The following is a 22483-nucleotide window of genomic DNA, read 5'->3' as shown; positions in this document are numbered from 1 at the left end:
GGAATCAAGAGATAAGCGCGTCCACCGCCTGAAGCACCGCCCGGGTGGGAATCGCTGCCATCTCGCCCCCTTTGGCCTTCGGCTTGAACACTTTCTGAGGTAATTCCCCAGCCGGAGTGAGCACCACTGAGCGCTCATGGCGTGCGCGCCAGTGGAAGGGATTGGTCGGACCAAACAAGGCCACTTGAGGCCGGAGTTGGAGGGCTGCCAGGTGCATGGCCATGCTATCCACCCCCACAATCATCTGGCTTCCGGCGATGAGAGCTGCCATTTCCATGAGCGAGCAGCTGCCGGTGAGGTCCACGACGGGAGTGCGGAGGGCGGTTTTCAAACGCTCCAGATGGCTCTTTTCCAAACCGTCACCCGAACCGGTCAGCAGCACATGCAGGCCGTGGCGGTCATGCAGATGGGCCGCCACTTCGGCCCAGCGATCATCCAGCCAGAACTTTTCCTCCCGGGCGGTTCCCGGGTGGATGATGGCGTAGCGGGCATCGCGGTGCACGCCCAGGTCTGCCAGCCGGCTCCGCATATCGTCCCGCAGCGAGTGAGCGGTGATCAGGGAGGGGCCGGGCTCGGGATGCGTCGCCGGGTCAGGGGCATGCTCGCCCAACTGGCCCAGGAGTTCATTCACCAGTGCCAGGTGAAAATCCACGGTGTGCAGATCCCTCACCGAAGCTTCGCTCAGGTGGGTATAGGCCATGCGACGGAGCCGATGACCGGCAAACTTCGCATACCCGAGCCGATGGACGGCCCGGGAGAGCTGAACGATAAGCGCGGCGCGATCTGTGCCGGTGAAATCAAGCACTGCCTCCCACTCCCCGGCCAGTGCCGAGCCCCAGGTCTCCAGATTCGCCCTACCTGATCGGTATGGGATGATCCTGTCCACCCCGGGCACACATTCAGCAAGGGCCGTGACCTGCATGGGCACCAGCAGCACAATCTCCGCATTGGGGCGCGCTGCCCGCAAGGCCTGCACAGCGGGCGCGGTGAGGATAAAGTCACCGATGCGCTTGAGCTGGATCAAAAGATATCGTGCGGAAGACATGTGAGCGCGTGGCGAAAGCGCAAAACACCATAGAAGCGGGTTCGGAGAATTTCAGTTTCAACTTTCAAGTTTTCAGCACCGGACTTTGGTTTCTCGATTTCTCGCTCCACGTTCATACTTGCGGCCCACCCGTGGCGGGGGCTCCAGCTTTTTTGACCACTGAGACGACGGAATAGCTCAACCCAGATCTCATTCTGTTGTACTTCGTCCTGTGACAAGGGCTTCAGCGGCGGATTTCGCCCGCGATTTCCTGAGTGTGGAGAAACGCCTGTACCACGGCAGAGGATAGGGATCCTTCTGAGGCGAGTGATTGGGGAACAGTCATCGTCGAATTGATGACTCGCGTCGCCTCCGGGTCGGGCTCCAAAATGCGAGCCCCATGCAGCACCCCCGGAGTATGGCAAGGGGCTCCAGGAGCGGTCGAGCAGTTATTGACCACGACGATGCGCGGCCGATGCTCCTGCCAGTCTTGCAGAAGGGTGAGCTCGTCGGCGAGCAGCGACTCCTGACCAGACATCATGGGGTTATGCGCCGCCAGAAATTCCAGCGGCGTGAGTCCCCTGCCCTCGGCACAACGGCTGTAGTCGGCAATGTGAAACTCGCTGCGCACCGTGGTTGGCTCATAACCCAGCATCAGAAACGAGCGTGCTGGTGCACCATCCAGATGCAGCCGCGTGGTATTCTGCTGGTCAAACCGTCCCATGGAGACATACTCCAGCCGCTCGCCAAACCGATGTTCATAGAGGTTCGAAAGAGCCCCCTTCAAGGCGACCATGAGTTGACGGAGCACGACAGAATCCGTGCCTTGCGGGAATGCCACCACGCAGAATCCTGGTTCACGGAAATCGCTCCTGAATACCCGGTCCGCCACCGACTGCACGACATCTGGTGTGACCTCGGCAGCTTCCTGATCGATCCAATAGGAAAGCGAGGACATCATGCTCAGGCCTGGGCCGGTGCAGCCGCTTCTGCGCCGCTGCTGCCTTTTTCTTCCAGCCGGGCGATCAGCCACAGCACATCTGAGAGACGGTTCAGGTAGCGAACAATCTCTGCATTTGGCACGGCCTCAGGAGTGCCCTCCAGCAGCACCACACAGCGTTCTGCCCGACGGCAAACCGTGCGAGCCACATCGGCATGAGCTCCACCCAACGATCCCGCAGCCCCAGGCAGCGCCCAGCCATGAAACTTCAATGCCCCGGCCATCTCCAGATCGCTGACCAGCGCATCCAGATAGTCCACGGAATCTGCGTTCACCCGCTGAGGATGGCTGGCCGCATAGCGCTCCTCCTCCCCAGGTGGCGTCGCCAGTTCGCCCATCAGAGCGATGAGCGTCAGCTGAATCTTGTGCACCTCACGGGTCGCATAGTCCGTCTTCCCCGTGACACGCAACAGCCCCAAAGCCGCATTCAGTTCATCGACACACCCAATCGCATCAATGCGTGGATAGCTCTTTTTGACACGACATCCAAAAAGAAGGTCGGTTTCTCCGGAGTCTCCACGGCGGGTGGTGATGGACATGGGAAGTGGCGGGGTGGACGGTTCAGGACACCTTGGGCGCACTCGATGAGTTCAAGCCGCGAGGAAGTGAAAAGTAAAAGAGTAAAAAGTGAAAAGTCCAGCACGAGCTGCCCGCCACTTTTTACTTTTCACTCTCCACTTTTCACTTCATGCAAGCACCTCCCGAATCACCCTGCCATGAACGTCCGTGAGCCGGTAGTCGCGGCCGCCGAAACGGTAGCGAAGTTTTTCGTGATCGAAGCCGGCGAGGTGGAGCACGGTCGCCCACAGGTCGTACACGCTGGTGACGTTCTCGACGGCGTGATAGCCCAGTTCATCGGTGGCACCGTAGATGGTGCCCCCTTTGACTCCGCCGCCGGCCAGCCAGATGCTGAAGCCGTAGGGATTGTGATCCCGGCCATCGCTGCCCTGGGAAAACGGTGTGCGACCAAACTCGCCTGCCCAGATGATGAGCGTTTCCTCGAACAATCCCCGGGACTTCAGATCCTTGATCAGACCGGCCAGCGGCTGGTCCACCTGATAGCCCATGGCCCCGTGGCCTTCAAAGATCTTGCCGTGCTGATCCCAGGGATTGGCGGCATTGCCTGCACCAATGCCTTTGTTGAGGCAGGTGAGCTCGATGAATCGCACACCGCGCTCGACCAGGCGGCGGGCAAGCAGACACTGTTTGGCATAGCCAGCTTTCTCCTTGTCGGTGGAGTCCAGGCCATACAGCTTTTTGGTGGCTTCCGTTTCGTCAGAGAGGTCGCACAGCCCGGGCACCGCGCTCTGCATGCGATAGGCCATCTCATAGTTCCGGATCGCGGCTTCCACCTGGGCATCCTGCTGGGTCGTTTCCAAGAACCGATGGTCCAGCTTGCTAATGAGGCCCAGGCGGCGGCGCTGGGCGGCGTCCAGTTCCCGGGGTTTGATGTTGCTGAGCGGCTCATCCGCATCCGGATTGATGAATGAGGCCTGGTTCACCGCAGGCAGGAATCCGCTGCCGAACAAGCCCACACCACCGTGGGGCACGTTGCCATGACTGAGCACGACGAATCCCGGCAGGTCATTGGCTTCACTGCCCAGCCCATAAGTGAACCATGCCCCCGCACTGGGGAATCCGCTGAAGGGCTGCGTGCAATGGAAGAAATAGTTGCCCTGGGCGTGCTCGTTAACCTTGCTCGTCATCGAGCGAATCACCGCCAGATCATCCGCACACTCCCCGATGCAGGGAAACATGCTGCTCACCGGAATGCCGCTCTGGCCATAGCGCTTAAACTCAAACGGGCTGGCCATGATGTTCCCGTTGTTGTTGAACATCGTGGGCTTGACCGGCACAGGCATCGGCTGGCCATGGCGCTTGGCCAGCTCCGGCTTGGGGTCAAAGGAATCCACATGCGAGGCCCCGCCGCTCATGTAGGCAAAGATGATGCTCTTCACTTTGGGCCGGTATCCGGATGGGCGCGCGGCAAAGGGATCCGCCAGCCCGGCATAACTGCGTTCCGCCATGAGTGCCGAGAGGGCCGTCATGCCAAACCCCGTGGAGGCACGGGCGAGCATCTGACGACGGGAAAAGAGTTGTGGGGACATCAGGGGTTAGAGAAGATGAAGGTTAAACCACAGAGACACAGAGGAATGAATCCATTCAGTTGATGAATCGCTTGATGCCGTTGCGGAGCAGATGGACGTGAAAATTGATGATGAGGCCGCAGGGATAGTTGCCGAGTTTCAGATAGGTAATGATCTGCGCGGAATGCACAGCCGTCAGCTCGTCGACCGTTTTGATCTCGATCACGAGACGCTGTTCGATAAGGAGATCCAGACGGTAGCCGCAATCCAGTTTGACGCCTTTGTAAGACACCGGCAACGACACCTGACGCTCGAAGGCGATACGCCGCAATGTGAGTTCGTGGCACAGACACTCCTCATACGCAGACTCCAACAGTCCAGGCCCCAACGCACGATGCACGTCAATAGCAGCCCCGATCACCGCAGCAGTCAAAGGATCACGCGACTCCGCCTGACAGTCCACAGGAGCATCCTGCAGCCCAGTCTCTTCCAAGACTGAAACTCCAAACTCCAAATTGCTGTTTTCTTTCATCATTCCTCTGTGCTCTCTGTGTCTCTGTGGTTAAACTGCATTTCCTGAGCTATCTCAGATAGATAAACTCCTTCAGTGCAAACACGGCCTGCAGATAGTCTTTCCAAACCGCTTCAGTGTCTTCACCAGCGAAGTAGTCTTTCGCGACTTGCAGTTCCTCTGGCGTAGGCGGGCGGCCCAGGGCGGTGTTGTACACGGCAGTGACCTTGGCTTCCAAGGTGGCCCCGGCTTCGGGTCGGACCATTTGGCGGGACCAGACCAGAGCTAGGTCGATGACAAAGCGGTCATTCATCAGAGTCAGGCTCTGGGCGGGGATGTTGGTGGCATCGCGCTGACCACGAGTGGTGGTGGGCTTGGGCCGGTCAAACACTTCCAGGAAGGCGTGCGGGGCTGTCCGACGCTCGCGAAGGTAGAGGCTGCGACGCTTTTGGGCATCGCCCACCGGTTCACCATAGAGGGTGTCGTTCAGCGCCCCAGAAACACTGAGCATGGCATCGCGAATCATCTCCGCCTCCAACCGCCTCACTCTGGCGCGGCTGAACCACTGATTGGCGGCGTCACGCTTCACGGTTTCCGCTGAGGCCTCACTGCTCTGCTGCCAGGCCTGTGAGCCGAGTAGGAAGCGGATCATCTTTTTCACCGAGCCGCCGTCTTCCTCGAACCGCGTCGCCAGGTAGTCCAGCAGCTCCGGGTGGGTCGGCTTTTCACCCAGGCGGCCAAAGTTGTCCACCGTACCGACCAGCCCCTGGCCGAAGAGCCAGTACCAGATGCGGTTGACCATGACGCGGTCCAGCAGCGGATTCTCCCGATTGGTCATGGCGGCGGCGAGCTGTCGGCGGCCACTCCCCTTCTCTTCGCAATTTGCACTTCCCAGGGCGCTCAAGAAGCCACGGCGCACCGGCTCTGCCGGTTTGAGGTGATCTCCGCGAACCATCAGTGCGGCGTTGTAGCCATCCGCCTCGACCGGCCCGGGCGCACGCTGCGGAACGGGCACTTCCGACTCCAGCTTGCGATACTGCCTCACCAACTCCGCCAGCTTGGGGGATGATTCAGCCGTCACCGGTACCAGACCTCGGCGAACAAAGTCGTTCAGATAGGCCAGTTGCTCCGGACTGATGCGATCTTCCTTCCAGGCGAGGACGGCATCTTCCAGAGTCTTGCCCATGAGCTGGGCCAACGCCCGCGCATCCACGGGTGCGGGCTGGCCCCAGATGCCAGACAAAGCGAGCGGCAGTTCCCGGGGCGGATCGTTCACACCCGGCTTGTTCAGGACGATGCCTGCTACCCCGAACCACGAACGCCCATTGTATTCTTTTGGCTTCACCCCTTTCTTGGGCGCTTGGGCACTTGGTGGCTGCGGGCGGGTGGAGTCATCTCGTGTGCCGAGTTCCATGTAGGCCTGCGCCCCTTTCCGATAGCTGGTGTCCATCTTGAGCCAGCGCAGGGGTTCAGCAGCAGGGCGATACTGCGGGTACGTATTGTTATTTCCCAGAGGATAGTTGTCCACCACGACGCGGACTCCGCCGCCCTCATCACCTGTGAGCTGCAGGCTGATCGCTTCGGTATCCATCTTGAAGAATGGCGACACCATGAGCCCCGCGTGTCGCGCAGATAGGAGCGAACTGTACACCCCCGCGGGGAGCAACCCATCCACCACCGAATCTTCATCGACCCGAACCATGAACTCGCCGGCACGCGCAGGCTGAGGCGGCAGTCCCGTTCCGTTTCTGAACCATTTCGAGTAGTCCTCACCTTTGGACACGTCCCAGAGAGAGGTGAAATTCTCTGAGTTGAAGCGGCGACGCTCGTCCAGATCCCGCGACCAGGCGGAAGCGAGGTCCGCCCACACCTTGCTGAATGCCTTCCCCTGGCGGTCCTTCAGCTTCGCCCAGGGATAGAGAGCATCGCTCGCATTCTTCGCAGCACTGGAGAGCGCATCCCTCCAGGCATTGCGAGTGGGGTTCTCTTGATCTTCCTTCTCCGCTAGTTTGAGGGCCTTGGTGAGTCTTTCGTATTCCATTTTGTCGCCATCCGTCATCGCGGCCAAAAGCTCCTGCTCAGGCACCGCGATGGCTCCGGCCCGGAAGGAGGCAGCCACGTCCGCAGGAGACAACGCCCGATCATAGAGGCGGGCCTCATCAATCTCGCCTGCCAGGAGCGCGTTACCGCCCCCCAGATGTCGTCTGCCCAACAAGAGATGGGCACCGCCGGGACCATAAGTTTGAATTTCGTCCTCCGACTGGTAGGGAAGGCCGTAGGGCTCTCCGTTGCGATAGAGGGTCACCACGTTGTCTGCACTGTAGGTGATCGCGATATGCACGAACTGATCACGGGGCTTCATCTCCACAGGACCACCCACATCCTTCGTGCGACGGTGAAAATCACTCCCAGAGATCCATTCCCGGGGCTCTTTCTCGCCGAAGACAATCCCATCAAACACGTCCCCTCTCTCGGATTCGATGGACACCACTCCCCCGCCCCGCTGTTCGGTGTTGTCGAGACGAACCCAGGCCTCCAGCGTCCGTGCCCGGATGGACTTCCCCAGCGGGGCTGTTCGGACATAGGCATCCTCCCCATTGAGGACAAGCCGGCCATTGCGCACTACAGCGCCCCCCATCAACTCTCCATCGAGCCCGCCCATCTGGTCGCGAGCGTCCCCCTCAAAATTCCAACACGCCATGGGGTCAGGCACTCGCGCGTCCTTTACCACGCCCCCTTTCCGGGACAGGGCGACGGCCCGGGCGCGAGACCTCAAATCAGCCAGAGCCGTCTCCATTTCTCCTCGAACCCCGGCATTACCCTCCAGGCCGGCCGGATTGAGAAGCTGCTCCGGCAGAACCTCCGCAGACTTCAACCACAGCCCCGCCAGCTCAGCCTTGATCTGCCCTTTGAGGCGGATCAACTCGTCACGGTGAACATCAAGTTTGCCCGGTGGATCCAGCACCACCTGTGCCGGGCGCGTGCTGGCCAAGATGCCGTACAAGGCGTAAAAGTCCTTCTGGCTGATGGCGTCGAACTTGTGATCGTGGCAACGGGCACAACTCACCGTCAGCCCCAGAAAGGTCTTGGAGAGCACGTCAATCTGGTTGTCCACCGTCTTCACCTGCTCATCCAGGGAGTCCACAGGCTGGAAGCCGTGCTCCATAAGACGGAGATTGGCAGCTCCCAGCAGGGCCTCGTTCACCCCCAGCGCTTCATTCCAACGGGGTTTCAGGAGATCACCTGCAATGTGCTCCTGCACAAGCTGGTGGTAGGGCAGGTCGGAGTTGAAGGCGCGCACCAGGTAGTCCCGGTACATCCAGGCACCCGGGATGACAGGATCGCCCTCACTGCCATGGGTCTCGGCATAGCGCATGAGGTCCATCCAGTGGCGCGCCCAGGTTTCACCGAAGGAGGGCAGTTCAAGGTAATAATCGATCAGCCGTCCCCAGGCATCCGGCGAGGTGTCAGCAAGAAACTTCTCCACCTCCTCCGGCTTGGGAGGCAGGCCCGTGAGGGCAAAACTGAGTCGGCGGATCAACAGACGACGGTCTGCGTTCGGGGTAGGCTGCAGCCCTTGCTCTGCCAGCCTGGCCTGAATGAACCGGTCCACCGGGTGGTCCGCCGCCCCGGCCGGTGGCACCACGTTGTGGTTCACCGGCTGCAGGCTCCACCACTGCTTGCGCAGGGCAAAGATCTGGTCCCACGACACCGGTTGCGTACCTTCCGCCACCGCAGGCTTGTCGCGGGGATCTGGCGCACCCATGTTCACCCATTCCACAAAGTGTTTGAGAGCAGATGCATCCAGCTTTGCGCCGTCTTTGGGCATGTGCAGATCTGGATCCTTATGGGTGTGAGCCAGCGTTTGAATCAGCAAGCTGTTTTGCGCATCGCCTGGGACCAATGAGGGGCCGTTCTCGCCGCCCTTGAGAAGACCGTCTCGTGAGTCCACCACCAGCCCTCCCTTCTTCTTGCTGCCCGCGTGGCAGTCATAACATTCCGCCACCAGCACTGGGCGAATATGCGCTTCAAAATAGTCGCGCCCCTCTGGGGTGATCTCAGCCGCGCGGGCAGAGCCGGCTCCCTGCCAGATCGGCAGGGAAATCGCTAGAAAGACGGAGGCAATGGAAGTGACCTTGTTCATGGTTCTCCAGGTGAAGTACAGACTCCGGCTCAACCGAAATAGTTCAGTGCCGCCTCACGGGCAGCCTCCATCATGATGGCTCCAAACTCCGCAAACCGTTCCGACGGGATACGGGCAGAAGGCCCTGCGATCGTGATGGCAGCCACCGGATAGCCATGACGGTCCTTCACCGATGCCGCCACGCAATGGATGCCTTCGAAGTGCTCCCCCTCGTCTACGGCATAGCCTGCAGACTGAATTCGCCGACACTCGTCCAGCAGCCCCTTCTTGGTGGTTATACTGCGGGCCGTGTGTTTCTCCAGCTTCAGTTCCTGGAGGATCTTGGTTTGCTCTGCAGTCGGGAGACTCGCCAGCAGGGCTTTTCCGGGTGCACAGCAGTGGAGGGGCGGGCGGGAGCCGAGATCCACGATGTACTTGAAAGGATGGGTGGAAGGCAACTGCTCCACCATAACGCTCTCGCTCCCTGCCAGACAACACAGTTGCACGGTCTCACCCGTACGGCGAAGCACCTCCCGCATCGGAGCCATGCAGCACTCCACCAAGGCCCGCCCCTCCTGTTTGGGCTGGGCAAGAAGGAGCAGTTTTCGCGTCAAACTGAACCGACGCGACGGCTCCTCACGCCGTACATAGCCAGACTCCTCCAACACCCCGGTGAGGCGGAAGATGGAGGCAGGTGAGAGATTCAGCGCGCTGCTGAGTTCCGAGAGGGTCGCCCCCTGCTCCCGGCAAGCCAGAAATTCCAGAATATTCAGCCCCCGCTGCAGCGCGGGAGCTTGTGATTCGGATCCTGCGGGCTCGAGAACTGCCCCTGGTGCCAGAGGAGAGACCTCCTCCAACCCTCGGGTAGAGGCACGGGAGGCTGAGGAGTTGGAGCGAGATCCGTTTTTCATAGACGGAAAGCATTACGCAGATGAAAAACGGATCTTTCAAGCCTGAAGATTCCGCAACCGAACCGACGCAGGTTCCGCTTTGAACTCGACCACGGCATGGCATCTTGTACTCCCCTAACAAAAAACACCCCCTGCAATTGCCATGGACCCCCTTGAAGTGACGGTCACCCCGGGCTATCTCGCGCCATCGGAAGCCAGCGCCTTGTTTGACGTGCTGACGGCCCAGATCACCTGGGACGAGCGAATGAAGTCCCGAAAGACGGCCTGCTTTGGCCAGACTTACGATGACTCCGGCATTGATTATGAAGAGGTACCCATGCACCCTCTACTGGTGTCGCTCTGCCAGAAGCTCACCGTGACGCTGGGCTTTGCCCCTACGAACTGTCTCATCAACTACTATGAGAATGGGCGCTCCAGCATGGGGTTTCACTCAGACGCCACCCACAACCTCGCAAAAGGCACAGGGGTGGCGATCCTTTCGCTGGGTGCGGAACGGGTCCTGACCTTCCGGAGCAAAACCCTAGCTGATGCAGAGCGCGCTTTCCCACTGCCACCGGGTTCACTGCTCTACATGACGCAGTTCACCCAGGACCACTGGATGCACGCGATCAAGAAAACCGACACCGATGAGGCCCGGATCAGCCTGACCTTCCGCCACATCCTGAAGCCTGCTGAGATGGAAGCGAGGCAGCCTGCAAGGTAAGCAGGAAACAACCTCAAAAAAATGCCGGCGGACTTTCATCCGCCGGCATCATAAGGAGCTATCTGGACAGAACCGTCACTTCTTGCCGCTCACCAGACGGAAGCCCAGGAGCAGGATCAAGGAGCCAATGATGGCGATGCCCAAGCTGCGGAAGTCGAAGGCGTTGACGTCACCCCACCCGAAGAGGGTCGAGCCCAGCCAGCCTCCGACGATGCCGCCGGCAATGCCCAGTACGGAGGTGAGAATACAGCCGCCCTTTTGGTCGCCTGGCATGATGAGCTTGGCGAGTGCGCCTGCGATGAGGCCGAGAATGATCCAGGAAAGAATGCCCATATAGGTGTGCAGTTGGAGATTATGCTTGTTTGGTTGGATGTGGTTTCACTGATTAGATCCCCGCCGCTGGCGCCTGAACCTGTGGCTCTGGAAATGATTGCGCCATGCAACTTCTGATACCGTTTTCCCCCAGACGTTCATTTGTCTTTCGAGGGTATTGCTTCAAAGGGTGTCCCTTGGCACGCTGAGGAACGCCGCAGCCGTGAGCACCAGGAAGACGAAGCAGAGGATTTTTGCCACCCACGCCGCCGCTCCGGCGATGCCGGCAAAGCCGATGACCGCGGCAACCACCGCGATAATCAGGAAGAGCAGCGCATAGGGTAACATGGGGAAGAGGCTGGGTAAGCTGTGTTTCATGGCTGTCCTGGGGAGTGAGAGATTGAGATGCAGCCTCTGTGATTAAGAGGCATCCACGCTGGTGCCTGCCGCACTTGGCACCTCCGAGCCGGGAGTATTGAGGGGCTTGATGGCGGGCTCCGCCGCCTCATGATTGATGCCCGGCGTGAACCAACCGCCATTGGCGATGTAGCTAAGGTCCTTGTCGTCTTGGAACGCCTGCTCCAGCAGGTGCTGCAGAATCTCTGCCACTTCACCCAGCTTCAAACAGCGGGCAAAGGCCCGGGCCGTACCAAATCCCGCGATTTCATAGTGAGCGATACGCTGGGCGTTGGAGATGAGCGAAGCATCCAACGTTGCAGAGTCGCCCCAGTCTGAAGAGGTGTCCTTGGCCTCGCGAATCAGGCCCTTCATCGCCTCGCACGTCACACCTCCGGACGGAACTCCGAGAATCTGGCACGCGTGAGCCAACTCTTCGGCATTGTTCAACACTCGGTCCGAAACCTCGCTCAACTTGTCTTTCAAATGCGAGGAAGTGGCTTTCGACACCATCTCCGGCAACTGTGAACCGTACTGCTTTTCAGCGTCATGAAGATCGCGCAGTTGTTCACACAACAGGTCTTTCAGATTAAACAGGGGCCGGGAGCTCTGGGCGGGAGTCATGTCGAGGGATGGGGGAGGGGGTCCACCCCAATAAGGTGCATATGGCATGCCACCCCTAGGCAAACAACCATAACTCATTCAACATGAACGCAAACAAGACCTCAACCCACCCCTTCCCCCTCCCCTTCCCCGATACTCTCAGGGACCATTTTGCAAGATGGTTCACCGCCTGCTATGCTTTTTGCACGGCGGGGAAATCACCGCTTGCAGGATCAGGGTGGCAGGCGTGACACTGACGCGGGTCTCATGCGGTTTCAAAGACAGCCAACCAAGGGTTTTATCGCCTTCGTCGCGGGCGCGATGGCGGTCACCTCCCTCATCTTCACGGCTGTCACCTGGTCCAAGATGAATGCCAGCATCGATGCGAGCCAGCATGCGATGCTGATGAAGGCTGGCTGGGAACGGACCTTCTCCGCCCTCAAAGATGCCGAGACGGGTCAGAGGGGTTTCCAGATCACCGGAGATGAAACTTACCTCGAGCCTTTCATGCGCAGTGTAGTGGCCGTCCCCCGGGATTTGGATGAACTCGTGACAGCTGATCACACCGAGGCTGTCTCCAGTGAGGAAGTCTCAGGAATCCGCCGTCTCGTGGATGAAAAGTTCGCTGAGTTGCGCGAAGCCATCAGCATCCGCAAGCGGGAGGGGCCCGGACCGGCCCAGGAGTTCATCTCCGGCGGAGGAGGAAAACGCATCATGGACGAACTCCGCCATCGGGTGGAGGCGGTCACTTCCCGACTCGATGGCATCATCATTCAGAAGAATGCTGTGATGAGGTCAGACCAGAAATGGGGCCTGATCAGCGCCACTGGATCCGGAGTGGTCGCCTTGGGAGCGGGAGCTCTGGCATTGATGCTCTTCCGCGAGTCCCTCAAACAACTGCGCAGGGAGGAGCGGCTCGCCGCCGCGAAAGTGCGGGCGGAGCAATCGGAAAAGGAGAAGAGCATCTTCCTGGCGACGATGAGCCATGAGATCCGCACCCCGATGAACGCGATCTTGGGTTTCAGCGAACTGCTGGCCAATGAGGCGCAGTCGGAGCAGGAGAAACGCCATGCGGAAACCATTCTGGTCAGCGGGCGGGCCCTGCTGCAGATCATCAACGACATTCTGGACCTCTCCAAGATCGAGGCGGGCATGCTGCAAATTTCCTCGGACCCCTGTGATGTGCGGGACGTGGTGCGCTTTGTGCAGCAGATGTTTGCCCGGCAGGCCATCGAGCGTGGCCTGGAGTTGCATACAGAGATCTCCCCCAACGTGCCCAACTCCCTGCTGATCGACAGCATCCGGCTCCGGCAGATCCTGGTGAACGTGGTGGGCAATTCGCTCAAGTTCACGGAACGTGGCGGAGTGACCGTGCGCCTGCACGGCGAACGGGACACTGAACACCGCAGCCGCATGCTGCTGACGGTGGAAGTGGAAGACACCGGCGTAGGCATCCCTCGCGAGATGCAGGCGGAAGTCTTTCGACCCTTCGTTCAAGTGAATGGAGGAACGAAGTCCCAAACCCGCGGCACAGGCCTGGGGCTGGCCATCGTGAAGCGGCTGTCCGACCTGATGGGAGGTCGCATCCTGCTGGACAGCCAGCCAGGTCGCGGCACGCTCTTCCGCTTTGAATTCCCCCATGTGGAGATCTCTGCACGCCTTCCGGAAAGCCAGACCAAGGAGCATCTCGCGGTTGATTTCAACAAGCTCCGGCCCTCCAAGATTCTGGCGGTGGATGACAATCCCACGAACCGCAGCCTGGTGGCCGACATCTTCGCCAGCACCCACCACAAAATTCTCCTCGCCGCCAGCGGCTCAGAGGCAGTCCGCACCGCAGTGAACGAGAAACCTGATGTGGTGCTGATGGACATCCGCATGCCGGAGATGGACGGACGCGAGGCAATGCGACTCATCCGCCAGCAACCCGACCTGGAACTGCTGCCACTGGTCGCGGTCACGGCCTCAAGCCTCTCGCATGAAGAACAGGCCCTCCGCCGCTCATTCGACGGCTACATCCGCAAGCCCTTCTCTCTCGCGGAACTTTACCGCGAGCTGGCGCAATTCATCCCGCAGCATTCCTCCATGGATTCCGTCCTGGGCGTGTCGGAAGTGCCCAGACCAGCGTCCGCCGAGATCGCCGCGCTGTGGAGGGAGTTGTTGCCTCGTCTCAAGGACCTGGAAAAAAATGTGTGGCCGGGCGTCATCCAGGGCATGGCCATGTCTGACGTTCAAAGTTTTTCCAACCAGCTCGCAGGTCTCGCGCGATCTTGTTCATGTCCCCCGCTGGAACACTATGCCCAGAAGCTGATGGAGGCTGCCGAATCTTTTGCTTTGGCTGCACTGGAAAATCAGCTCGGCCAGTTCCCTGCCCTCACCACTCAACTGACCTCTGCATCCATCCCTGACTCCGACATCGCCCCTCCCGCATGACTCCCACAGTCTTTAAGGACACCATCCTGATCATTGACGACCAGGAACAAAATCTTCAAATCGTAGGTACCATCCTGTCCATGATGGACTACGACATCATTCCTGCGCTGAGCGGGGAGCAGGCCTTCAAGCGCCTCGCCATACGCAAGCCAGACCTGATCCTGCTGGATGTGATGATGCCCGAGATGGATGGCCTGGAGGTGTGCCGTCGATTGCAGGCCAACTCCGACTGGTCCGGCATCCCAGTCATCTTTCTCTCCGCCGCCGATGACAAGAACCTCATCGTCCAGGCATTGGAAACGGGGGGCGTGGACTATGTGACGAAGCCTTTCAACCGGGCGGAGCTCCTCTCCCGCGTGCGCACCCATCTGGCGCTCAAACATGCACGGGACGACCTACGCCTGCTGGCAGAGGACAAGGATGAACTGCTGGGCATTCTGGCCCACGACTTGAAGAACCACCTCGCGGGCATGAAACTGAGCACCAAGCTGCTTCAGGACCGCGTCTCCGAACTGCCGCCCCGCAGCGCACGTCTCGTGGACAACATCCACGACTCCACGGAGCGCATGCTCGTGTTCGTGAAGGAGTTCCTCGCCAATCAACTGGCGGAGAACTTGAAGGTGGATCCGACCCCGATTGACCTGAAAGAGATCCTCACCTCCGTGGGAGCGCGCCACGAACCCATCGCCGCTGCGAAGCAGATCAACATCGTGCTCGAGCTGGCCCCGCGCCCCGTGACGATCAAGGGTGACCACGAAATGCTTGAGCAAGCTCTGGAAAACGTGGTTTCCAACGCCATCAAATTCTCCCCGGTGGGCACCACCATCACGCTGAGGGCCAAGACCGGAACCACCGGATACGCTGTGTGCGAAGTGGCCGACCAGGGACCGGGCTTCACCAATGACGACATGTCCCGCATGTTCCGGCGCTACGGCCGGCTCAGCGCCCGGCCCACGGGCGGCGAGCCTTCCACCGGCTTGGGACTTTCCATCGTAAAACGCCTCATCGAACGCATGGGCGGCACGATCCGGATGATCAGCGGCCCCGGGGAGGGGGCCGTGTTTTCCCTCCAGCTCCCGCTGGCTATTCCTGAAACCCTGGAGCAAACTCCCGAAGCCCCATCTCCCACCGCCAACCTGACCCGATAAAAAGCAAAGAGACAATCGCACATGGACATCCTCGTCATTGATGATGAAAAGCTCATCCGCGAAGCCACGATGCAGATCGTGGAGGATGCAGGCCACTATGCGGAAAGCGCCCAGGACAGCGCCACTGCCCTGGAAGCCATCAAGGAGTCCACATTCGATCTGGTCCTGCTCGATGTGAACCTGGGTCGCGAATACGGTCTGGACATTCTGGACGAGATTCTCAAGCGGAACCCGCAACTGCCGGTGGTGGTCTTTACGGCCGCCGCCAACATCAGTCTGGCCGTGGAAGCGATGCGCCGTGGAGCGCTGGACTTTCTGGAGAAACCCTTCACCGCCGCCCAACTGGGCCTGGTCATCACTCGCGCCCAGAAGCATCGCAAGCTGGCCGAGCGCGTGGTGGAACTGCAGACGCAGGTGGCAAGCCACAGCCCGGAGCCGGTGTTTGACTCCTCCAACGCAGCAGTGAAGGACACCTTGGACGTCCTTTTTCGCGCCGCCCCCACTCCCGCCTCCATCCTCATCCTGGGTGAGAGCGGCACGGGCAAGAGCGTTGTAGCTCGCGCAGTGCATCAGCGCAGCGACCGGGCGAGCAAACCCTTTGTCACTGTCAACTGCCCCAGCCTCTCCAAGGAGTTGCTGGAGAGTGAACTCTTTGGCCACACCCGTGGATCATTCACCGGCGCGGTGAAAGACCAGTGGGGGAAGGTAAAGGCTGCAGAAGGCGGCACTCTCTTCCTCGATGAAATCGGCGAACTGCCCCTGGAGATCCAGCCCAAGCTGCTGCGACTCCTCCAGGATCGCGAATACGAGCGCCTGGGGGAAAACACCATCCGGCAGGCCAATGTCCGCATCATCGCCGCCACCAACCGCGACCTCGCGAAGGCGGTGGGAGACGGCACCTTCCGCGAAGACCTCTACTACCGTCTGAACGTCATCACCGTGACCATGCCACCCCTGCGCCAGCGGCAGCAGGACGTGATGCAATTCTCCGAGGAATACCTCAAGTTTTTTGCCAAACAGTGCGCCCGCCCTCTTCCTGCCTTTTCAGAAGACGCGCGCCGGCGGGTCATGGCCTACCCGTGGCCAGGTAATCTCCGCGAACTTCGCAATGTCATTGAACGTGTGGTCATCCTGGCCGCGAGCCGCGAAATCAAGACCACGGACCTGCCACCCTCGCTGAATGGCAGCGCCGCTGCGGAAGCCTCCGCAGACGGCCCGAACAAAGGTGACTGGGTCAGTCTGGAAGATCTGGAGGCCGCTCACATCAAAGCCATCTTGAGCAGAACTCAAAGTCTTGCGGAGGCGGCATCCGTGCTCGGCATCGACCAGGCCACCCTGTATCGCAAGCGCAAGAAGCTGGGTCTGGATTCAGAGTAATCCGGCGGGCGGTTTGATTGACACCTCGAACTCCCATCGCGGATTTCGAGGTTGTTTTCTTTTGGGGGGCGTCTGTTGGTCGGTCACGTCCAGATCCACCATGCGACCTCCTCTGGGCACCGGCCAAGACACCGCCCCCTGATGAGAGGCTCAGGTGTTCATGCAATCTGCAAACGAAAAACGCCCGTTGGCGATGCAGGATGCAACCTCTGAAAGGGAGTTCCCCCAAGGCCAAAGAACACTTTCCCTTGGCAATCAACGGCTTACACCGCACACACTGGGGTGGCACAGCCCTTGCGAATTAGGGAGTTGCTATGAATACCACACCTTCAGTCATCAAATTCCCCTCTCCCACCCCGGTCGTGAAGCGCCCTTTCACGAAAGCCGCCATTCTGATCGGCACCCTTGCGGTCGCCGGTGGCATGGTCTCGTGCAACACGGTGGCCGGGCTGGGGCGTGACACCCAAAAGGTTGGCAACAAGATCGAGGAGAAGGCCCACGAAGTCGCCCGCTGATCTTGACTGACACAACGCCCCAAGCGCATCAAAAACCCCCGCTTTTCCTTTCCCATGATCCCGGTCCCAGCCCTTGTCCTGTACCCTGACAATATCCGCCGCGACGTCCGGCACGCGCAGCATCACTTGACCCGGCTGACCAATCACCGGTTGCTTGATCACATGCGGCCCGTGGTGCGCTCCTTTGCAGCCGTCACCCGTGACACGCTGACCGGAGCTGGCCGCCCAGCATCTTGGGTTGCCACCAACCCGCTCGCCGCCGCCAGTCTGGCGCTGGGCGCAGGTGTCCTCGTCGCAGCTGCCATTCGGGTCCGTCATCAACAGACGAACGGCTGATTCCGTTCCCAGCATGTCCCCCTCATGCAGTCTCACCCACACTCCGACCCGGAGAAGAACTCCGCGGGCGTTACCGGCACATTGCGGCGACTTCTCGCTGCAGCCGTGATGTATCTGGAGGCCCGGTTTCGCCTGGCCTGTATGGAGGGGGAAGGCGCATTCAAGCTGCTCGCTGCGGTGATCGTGGCGGGACTCACCAGCCTGCTCTTTGCCGCCATCGCCTATGTCCTCCTCATGTTTGCCTTGGTGGGCTGGGTGGCTGCCCACTGGTGGCAGGGGGACCTCGCCCCGGCAGCAGCCATCGTGGCGGCAGCCCATCTTATTGGCGCGGTAGGACTGGCCTTCTGGGCGGTCCGCGCACTCTCCACCTCGAGCAAAACGCTCTTCCACGCCACCAGGCATGAATTCCAACAAGACAAGCTATGGCTCACCAGCTCCCAATCGAACTCCAGAAACTAAGGCGTCAACTTGAAGCCAGCCGGTGGGATCTGCGCTGCGCGGTGGACGATCTGGAACATTCCTTTAACCTGCCTTCCCGCGCCCGTGAGGCCATCGCCTCCCACCCGATGCGGTACGCCCTGTACGCCCTCGCGGGAGGAGCCTTGGCCAGCCGGGTCATCCCCATGGTCTTCCGCATGGCCCGCCCCACCATGAGTGCCAAGTTCGTGCGCACGATGCTCCAGGCGGTCGTACCCCTGGCCGCGCCGTATGTCCTACAGCGACTGTCACAAACGCCGCTCGCCTCCTCTCTTCCCGCCTCTGGAGCGCCCACGGGTGTCAGTTGATGATTGCCCGTTCCTCGATTTTCTGCGACACTGGCTGTCCCCTAGCGCCGTGAACCCGACTGAACCGCTTCCCAAGAAGAAACGGCGACTGCGCCGATTTCTCATCGGGAGCCTCGTGCTCCTGCTTCTGCTGGCGGGCGGGGTATGGCTGAGCCGACAGTGGATTGGCGACATCCTGGCAGCGGAGGCGAACTCCCGTCTGGCAGACGCAGGCGTGTACATGACCTGGGAGGATGCCAACTGGATCCCCGGCCCCGGCGTCAGCCTCAGCAACGTGACGCTCTATCGTGACGAGGCCAAAACGGATGCTGCGGTCAAAGTTTCCCAGCTCAGCCTTGTGAAAGACAGCCCGGGCTGGCGCAATTGGAACGCGGGGAGATTCACCACCAAGAAGTCCCACCTCGAGTTGCTGGAGGGGGAGACTCGGATGCAGGTGGAGAACTTTGGCATCGACCTGAACGTGCGCCAGGACAGGGTGGAACTGGTAAGTGCCCAGGGCCTCATGGAAGGGTGGGCTGCCCTCATCACTGGGGAATATGCCTGGACGCCCAAAGCCGAACTCTCCCCTGAGGAGCAGGCCAAGCAACCGCCGCGGGAGAAGGGACAGGCGCTGAAGTCCGCCCTGCGGTTCCGTTGGCTGGCCCCGACCCAGAAGTACATCAAGATCGTTTCCAAGAACCAGCCACCCCAGGCGAAGCTCGATTTCCGCAAATCCCGGCCGGAAGACCGGGTCCATATGAACCTCGAACTCAGCGGGGGAGACTTCACCTGGAGGGGGCTCCATCTTACCGAGGCAGCGGCCAAGATCGACACTGCAGCCGAGGGAGATCCCTGGTCAAGGATTGAGATCCCTCTGCTCAAGCTCGCCAGCGGCGGCGGTACGGCGACCATGTCCGGACATGTGGATCCCGGTCGGGAGCACATCGTGATCAAGCAGCTGGACTCCTCTCTGGACCTCCCTGCGGTGATTCGTCAGCTCTCACCCAATGCGGTGCACCTGCAGAAACTCCGCTCCGAGGGAGTCTGGAAGCTAACTGGCACCGGCCTTTTACCGTTTTCTGATCCCGGTGCCCTGGAGTGGCACGGGCGGCTCGAATTGGAAGGTCATCTGGCATGGGCGCTAGACTCCGGGACCATTCATCTGGACGACCTACGATCCGATCTCGCGCTGAAAGACCGGCGGGCCTCGCTCAAGGATGTAAAGGCCAGGCTCTGGGGCGGCACGCTCTCCACGGACGAGCTCGATCTCGACTACTCTCAGCCCGCCACGAGTTTCAAGACCAGCGCCCGATTGTCAGGAGCCAACCTGGATGTGGTGATGCGGAGCTTCGGCAGCAACGAACCCCGCCAGGGCTCGGTGACGGGCACCTTCGCAGGCGGCGGGGTGATGACTCCCTCTGGGGTGAAAGGCTCAGGCTCCATTGTCATCACTCAGGCACGTTTCTATCAGGTCCCCTTCCTAGGAGCCCTGCACCTGTTGATCAACCCTCTGCAACCCGACTTCGGCAAAGATGTCGCCTCACGCCTGGATGCCCGTTATCACATGGGCGGGGGCACCTTGGTCTTCGAGCAACTCGACCTTTCCAGCAACGCCACCAAAGTGGACGCCAAAGGCTCGATCAATCTGGAATCCAAGTATGCCCAGTTCGAAGCACAAGCCCGTCTCAAAGGTCTGGTGCTGAAGCTTGCCACTGGTGCCTTCAGTGAATTGCTCACGTTTGAAGGGGCAGGCACCCTGCCCGACCTCAAATGGCAGCTGAAGTTCGCCCCCGGAACACAGATTGTGAAGGGGACGTTGGACGCCGCCACTGGCATTCTTAAAGAAGGAGCCAAAATCGGGGTCGAAGGGGTGAAAGTGGGGGCGGGAGCCGCCGAAGGCATCCTCGAAGGGACGGGCAAGGCCGCCAAGGAGATCTTCAAACTGCCGGGGCGGTTGATCCCCGGCAGGAAGTGACTTGGTGTTGCCCTCGTCTGGCGAATGCAGGCGTTTACACCTTTACCGCGCCCGGGGTGGCCGAGCCCATCTCGAACATGAACCGCTGACCGCGGGAGATCTGGTCGTGGATGACGTACCAGAGCAGGAAGGCAAGCACCAAGGAGACCAGCTTGGCCTCCCAATCGCGGGTAAACCAGAGCTTCACGCGGGCGAACGTGGCTTTGACATCGGCGATCGTCACCCCTTCCTGTTTCCCAGGCGTAGTCTCCTCCTCATCATCGTCGCCGAACATGAGGATCTGCTGGAGGCGGGTGCGGAGTTCATTCGCCTCCAGATCGTGCTCCAGTTTGCCCTTGTAGCAGAGCGAAAGCGCACCGGTTTCCTCACTCACGACCAGGGCGATGGCATCCGTTTCCTCGGAGATGCCAATGCCCGCGCGATGCCGGAGGCCGACGCTGCGATCATTCAGATCCTTCTGGGTGACGGGAAACACGCAACCGGCGGCGATGATCCGCCCCTGGTCCACAATCATGCCGCCATCGTGCAAAGGCGTCTTGGGATGGAAGATCGTGCCCACCAGTTCCAGGGACATCTTGGCATCCATGCCCACGCCACTTTCGGCATAGGGCTTGAGTTCGATGCCGCGCTGGAGAGCAAAGAGCGCCCCGCAACGTTTGTGGGAAAGGCTGACCATGGCCTCGATCAACTGATCCACGCTGGCCTCTTCCGTGGCATTGAACGAGAAAAACCGGTGTGAACCCAGCTCAGCCAGCACACGTCGCAATTCTGGCTGGAACAGCACCACCAACCCCACCGCCAGGAAGACAGAGAACCGCTCCAGCAGCCAGTTCATCACTTGAAGCTCCAGCAACTGGGAAATCAGCGTCAGCCCCAGAAGCAGGACCAGCAAGCCGGTGAGAATGCGTGCACCACGGGTGGCACGCAGGAACCTGTAACCATGATAAAGCAGGACGGCGAGAATCAGAATCTCCACCCCGTCTCTCCAGTGATCCTGGATGAAATTCCACATGGTTGGCGGAAACTAACGTGCAGCTCCGTCCTGCGCAAATGATTTGCTGCCAGCGCCCTACGGCAAAACGCAGCGGTAGCCATGCTGCCGCAGCCAGGTGAGAAGTTTCTCCAGCACTTGAGGGGCCAACCGCCCGCCCTGGCCGTCATCCCGCCCCTCATGCATGAGAAGGATGGCCCCGGGCTTCACTCCAGAAGTGAGGCGGCTAAGAATGACATCCTGGTCTTTGATGACCCCATCCCGCCCCCGCGCACTCCATCCTGCGAGACGCAGGCCCTTCCGTTCCACCTCAGCCTGCACCAGGGGATTCTTGAATCCCGCTGGCGCACGGAACCAGCGGGGAGCGTCCCCATCAGACAGGTCTGTCAGCACCTGCTGACATCCCCCCACCTCACGGGCCACCCCTGAGGGGCCGAATGCCCAGAACCAGTACTGCACATGGTTCAGAGTGTGATTCCCCACGGTATGGCCCCGCCGCAGAACCTCACCCACCAGTTCCGGATGGTTGCGCGCACGGGCACCGATGAAAAAGAACGTGGCCCGGGCTCCATACTGGTCCAGCAGATCCAACAAAAGCGGTGTGTCCACGGGATCGGGGCCATCATCAATGGTCAGCCACACCTCCTTGGCATCCTCATCATACGGGCGCTCCTGTCGCCCATCGCGCGCCCCCTTCAGGGTGCAAACCACCTCCCCCAGCCAGTCACAGGCGGGCCAAAGGGTGGGCAAAAGCCACAGTGCATGCGCACTCATCAGGATCGCCAGAGCCAGCCAGCCATGCCCTCGCAGCAGCAAAACCAGGGCCACCACGGGAGCCACTGCGTTCCAGAGGATGACTCCCCGTCGGAGCTGACACCGCAAATTCTTCACCATTTCCACCATGCCTCTGGCTGGAAGGTTCACAAGCAGCGGCTTGCGCCAAAATTGAGCCAAAACAATTCGTCGCCATGCCCCGCGACAAATGCTACCCATTGCCCATGAGCTTGTTCGTCGTCTATCTGAGCACCCAAGAGCAGCCGAAGATCCTTCGCGCTTTGAAGGCGGTGCCGGAAGAGGATCGGTTTGAGTTTATCGTCGAGGCTGGTGAAAACGTCGTATTGCCCAAGTCAGACATCATCTGCTGGGAGGAGTACGCCGAGGGACAGACCGCCGCCATCCTCTCCCGCGAGGCAATGCTGGCCAAGCGGGCCCTGGCCATGCGCCACGACGAGGAAGAGGAGCTCTAGGACCAGGTCGCGGCGGATTGGCAACGCTGA

The 22483-nt window shown here is 60.4% G+C and carries 22 protein-coding genes; 10 read left to right on the top strand and 12 right to left on the bottom strand.

Features of this window, described 5'->3' with window-relative positions; all coding sequences use genetic code 11:
* Positions 1 to 4 precede the first annotated feature (4 nt).
* The 7 genes from BV034_RS10720 to BV034_RS10690 form a co-directional block, all read right to left on the bottom strand.
* Positions 5 to 1045 carry a glycosyltransferase family 9 protein gene (locus tag BV034_RS10720; protein ID WP_050026838.1) on the bottom strand — a complete coding sequence of 347 codons (1041 nt, stop codon included), beginning with the start codon at positions 1043 to 1045 and terminating at the stop codon, positions 5 to 7.
* A 223-nt stretch (positions 1046 to 1268) separates the two neighbouring features.
* Complete coding sequence (locus BV034_RS10715; protein ID WP_050026836.1) at positions 1269 to 1985, bottom strand: hypothetical protein; 717 nt, start codon at positions 1983 to 1985, stop codon at positions 1269 to 1271.
* A 2-nt stretch (positions 1986 to 1987) separates the two neighbouring features.
* The gene (locus tag BV034_RS10710; protein ID WP_050026834.1) at positions 1988 to 2563 is read right to left on the bottom strand and encodes a cob(I)yrinic acid a,c-diamide adenosyltransferase; all 576 of its coding nucleotides are present in this window, start codon (positions 2561 to 2563) and stop codon (positions 1988 to 1990) included.
* Positions 2564 to 2710: 147 nt separating this feature from the next.
* Positions 2711 to 4132: a DUF1501 domain-containing protein gene (locus tag BV034_RS10705; RefSeq protein ID WP_050026832.1), complete on the bottom strand. Its 1422-nt coding sequence runs from the start codon at positions 4130 to 4132 to the stop codon at positions 2711 to 2713.
* Positions 4133 to 4187: 55 nt separating this feature from the next.
* Entirely contained in the window at positions 4188 to 4646 is a 459-nt protein-coding gene (locus BV034_RS10700) for a GxxExxY protein (protein ID WP_265592857.1), read from the bottom strand.
* Between the two features lie 46 nt (positions 4647 to 4692).
* The gene (locus BV034_RS10695; protein ID WP_050026831.1) at positions 4693 to 8766 is read right to left on the bottom strand and encodes a DUF1553 domain-containing protein; all 4074 of its coding nucleotides are present in this window, start codon (positions 8764 to 8766) and stop codon (positions 4693 to 4695) included.
* Positions 8767 to 8795: 29 nt separating this feature from the next.
* Positions 8796 to 9656 (bottom strand): IclR family transcriptional regulator, encoded by an 861-nt coding sequence (locus BV034_RS10690; protein ID WP_050026829.1) that lies wholly within the window; start codon positions 9654 to 9656, stop codon positions 8796 to 8798.
* A gap of 142 nt (positions 9657 to 9798) precedes the next feature.
* Between BV034_RS10690 and BV034_RS10685 the strand changes: the two genes are divergently transcribed.
* Positions 9799 to 10359: an alpha-ketoglutarate-dependent dioxygenase AlkB gene (locus BV034_RS10685; protein WP_050026828.1), complete on the top strand. Its 561-nt coding sequence runs from the start codon at positions 9799 to 9801 to the stop codon at positions 10357 to 10359.
* Positions 10360 to 10434: 75 nt separating this feature from the next.
* Here the strand turns inward: BV034_RS10685 and BV034_RS10680 are convergent, their stop codons facing one another.
* The 3 genes from BV034_RS10680 to BV034_RS10670 all read right to left on the bottom strand — a co-directional run bounded on the left by BV034_RS10680 (position 10435) and on the right by BV034_RS10670 (position 11691).
* Complete coding sequence (locus BV034_RS10680) at positions 10435 to 10692, bottom strand: GlsB/YeaQ/YmgE family stress response membrane protein (RefSeq protein ID WP_050026825.1); 258 nt, start codon at positions 10690 to 10692, stop codon at positions 10435 to 10437.
* A 162-nt stretch (positions 10693 to 10854) separates the two neighbouring features.
* The gene (locus BV034_RS10675; RefSeq protein WP_081887725.1) at positions 10855 to 11019 is read right to left on the bottom strand and encodes a DUF1328 family protein; all 165 of its coding nucleotides are present in this window, start codon (positions 11017 to 11019) and stop codon (positions 10855 to 10857) included.
* A gap of 72 nt (positions 11020 to 11091) precedes the next feature.
* Positions 11092 to 11691 (bottom strand): ferritin-like domain-containing protein, encoded by a 600-nt coding sequence (locus tag BV034_RS10670; protein ID WP_050026822.1) that lies wholly within the window; start codon positions 11689 to 11691, stop codon positions 11092 to 11094.
* Positions 11692 to 11937: 246 nt separating this feature from the next.
* Here BV034_RS10670 and BV034_RS10665 point away from each other — a divergent pair, with 246 nt between their 5' ends.
* From BV034_RS10665 to BV034_RS10630, 8 genes are all read left to right on the top strand, one after another.
* Positions 11938 to 14100 carry an ATP-binding protein gene (locus BV034_RS10665; RefSeq protein ID WP_265592856.1) on the top strand — a complete coding sequence of 721 codons (2163 nt, stop codon included), beginning with the start codon at positions 11938 to 11940 and terminating at the stop codon, positions 14098 to 14100.
* Positions 14097 to 15248, top strand: coding sequence for a hybrid sensor histidine kinase/response regulator (locus BV034_RS10660; protein ID WP_050026818.1), 1152 nt, complete (start codon positions 14097 to 14099; stop codon positions 15246 to 15248). Before BV034_RS10665 ends, BV034_RS10660 begins: the two co-directional genes overlap by 4 nt.
* 21 nt (positions 15249 to 15269) lie before the next feature.
* The gene (locus tag BV034_RS10655; protein WP_050026817.1) at positions 15270 to 16625 is read left to right on the top strand and encodes a sigma-54 dependent transcriptional regulator; all 1356 of its coding nucleotides are present in this window, start codon (positions 15270 to 15272) and stop codon (positions 16623 to 16625) included.
* A gap of 314 nt (positions 16626 to 16939) precedes the next feature.
* Complete coding sequence (locus BV034_RS10650; protein WP_050026815.1) at positions 16940 to 17140, top strand: entericidin A/B family lipoprotein; 201 nt, start codon at positions 16940 to 16942, stop codon at positions 17138 to 17140.
* A gap of 54 nt (positions 17141 to 17194) precedes the next feature.
* The gene (locus BV034_RS10645; protein WP_050026814.1) at positions 17195 to 17476 is read left to right on the top strand and encodes a hypothetical protein; all 282 of its coding nucleotides are present in this window, start codon (positions 17195 to 17197) and stop codon (positions 17474 to 17476) included.
* A 24-nt stretch (positions 17477 to 17500) separates the two neighbouring features.
* On the top strand, positions 17501 to 17935 hold the full coding sequence (locus BV034_RS10640) for a phage holin family protein (protein WP_081887719.1): 435 nt from the start codon (positions 17501 to 17503) through the stop codon (positions 17933 to 17935).
* Positions 17899 to 18261 (top strand): hypothetical protein, encoded by a 363-nt coding sequence (locus BV034_RS35935; protein ID WP_265592855.1) that lies wholly within the window; start codon positions 17899 to 17901, stop codon positions 18259 to 18261. The genes BV034_RS10640 and BV034_RS35935 overlap by 37 nt, the downstream gene beginning before the upstream one ends.
* A gap of 49 nt (positions 18262 to 18310) precedes the next feature.
* The gene (locus BV034_RS10630) at positions 18311 to 20215 is read left to right on the top strand and encodes an AsmA-like C-terminal region-containing protein (RefSeq protein ID WP_050026809.1); all 1905 of its coding nucleotides are present in this window, start codon (positions 18311 to 18313) and stop codon (positions 20213 to 20215) included.
* A gap of 34 nt (positions 20216 to 20249) precedes the next feature.
* On the opposite strand, the gene cdaA is transcribed toward BV034_RS10630, so the two are convergent.
* Together cdaA and BV034_RS10620 are read right to left on the bottom strand one after the other, a co-directional pair.
* A complete protein-coding gene (gene cdaA / locus BV034_RS10625) occupies positions 20250 to 21227 on the bottom strand; it encodes a diadenylate cyclase CdaA (RefSeq protein WP_050026807.1) in 978 nt (325 codons plus the stop codon).
* Between the two features lie 57 nt (positions 21228 to 21284).
* The gene (locus tag BV034_RS10620) at positions 21285 to 22130 is read right to left on the bottom strand and encodes a polysaccharide deacetylase family protein (RefSeq protein ID WP_265592854.1); all 846 of its coding nucleotides are present in this window, start codon (positions 22128 to 22130) and stop codon (positions 21285 to 21287) included.
* 44 nt (positions 22131 to 22174) lie between these two features.
* Between BV034_RS10620 and BV034_RS10615 the strand changes: the two genes are divergently transcribed.
* Entirely contained in the window at positions 22175 to 22453 is a 279-nt protein-coding gene (locus BV034_RS10615; protein ID WP_265592853.1) for a hypothetical protein, read from the top strand.
* Positions 22454 to 22483 lie beyond the last annotated feature (30 nt).

It is taken from the genome of Verrucomicrobium sp. BvORR034 (assembly GCF_000739635.1).
Lineage (GTDB): Bacteria > Verrucomicrobiota > Verrucomicrobiia > Verrucomicrobiales > Verrucomicrobiaceae > Verrucomicrobium.
This window is presented reverse-complemented; position numbering and strand designations above follow the sequence as displayed.

Coding starts and splice junctions, on each gene's coding strand:
- BV034_RS10720 (WP_050026838.1), bottom strand. CDS start 1,045: ATGTCTTCCGCACGATATCTTTTGATCCAGCTCAAGCGCATCGGTGAC.
- BV034_RS10715 (WP_050026836.1), bottom strand. CDS start 1,985: ATGATGTCCTCGCTTTCCTATTGGATCGATCAGGAAGCTGCCGAGGTC.
- BV034_RS10710 (WP_050026834.1), bottom strand. CDS start 2,563: ATGTCCATCACCACCCGCCGTGGAGACTCCGGAGAAACCGACCTTCTT.
- BV034_RS10705 (WP_050026832.1), bottom strand. CDS start 4,132: ATGTCCCCACAACTCTTTTCCCGTCGTCAGATGCTCGCCCGTGCCTCC.
- BV034_RS10700 (WP_265592857.1), bottom strand. CDS start 4,646: ATGATGAAAGAAAACAGCAATTTGGAGTTTGGAGTTTCAGTCTTGGAA.
- BV034_RS10695 (WP_050026831.1), bottom strand. CDS start 8,766: ATGAACAAGGTCACTTCCATTGCCTCCGTCTTTCTAGCGATTTCCCTG.
- BV034_RS10690 (WP_050026829.1), bottom strand. CDS start 9,656: ATGAAAAACGGATCTCGCTCCAACTCCTCAGCCTCCCGTGCCTCTACC.
- BV034_RS10685 (WP_050026828.1), top strand. CDS start 9,799: ATGGACCCCCTTGAAGTGACGGTCACCCCGGGCTATCTCGCGCCATCG.
- BV034_RS10680 (WP_050026825.1), bottom strand. CDS start 10,692: ATGGGCATTCTTTCCTGGATCATTCTCGGCCTCATCGCAGGCGCACTC.
- BV034_RS10675 (WP_081887725.1), bottom strand. CDS start 11,019: ATGTTACCCTATGCGCTGCTCTTCCTGATTATCGCGGTGGTTGCCGCG.
- BV034_RS10670 (WP_050026822.1), bottom strand. CDS start 11,691: ATGACTCCCGCCCAGAGCTCCCGGCCCCTGTTTAATCTGAAAGACCTG.
- BV034_RS10665 (WP_265592856.1), top strand. CDS start 11,938: ATGCGGTTTCAAAGACAGCCAACCAAGGGTTTTATCGCCTTCGTCGCG.
- BV034_RS10660 (WP_050026818.1), top strand. CDS start 14,097: ATGACTCCCACAGTCTTTAAGGACACCATCCTGATCATTGACGACCAG.
- BV034_RS10655 (WP_050026817.1), top strand. CDS start 15,270: ATGGACATCCTCGTCATTGATGATGAAAAGCTCATCCGCGAAGCCACG.
- BV034_RS10650 (WP_050026815.1), top strand. CDS start 16,940: ATGAATACCACACCTTCAGTCATCAAATTCCCCTCTCCCACCCCGGTC.
- BV034_RS10645 (WP_050026814.1), top strand. CDS start 17,195: ATGATCCCGGTCCCAGCCCTTGTCCTGTACCCTGACAATATCCGCCGC.
- BV034_RS10640 (WP_081887719.1), top strand. CDS start 17,501: ATGCAGTCTCACCCACACTCCGACCCGGAGAAGAACTCCGCGGGCGTT.
- BV034_RS35935 (WP_265592855.1), top strand. CDS start 17,899: ATGGCTCACCAGCTCCCAATCGAACTCCAGAAACTAAGGCGTCAACTT.
- cdaA (WP_050026807.1), bottom strand. CDS start 21,227: ATGTGGAATTTCATCCAGGATCACTGGAGAGACGGGGTGGAGATTCTG.
- BV034_RS10615 (WP_265592853.1), top strand. CDS start 22,175: ATGCCCCGCGACAAATGCTACCCATTGCCCATGAGCTTGTTCGTCGTC.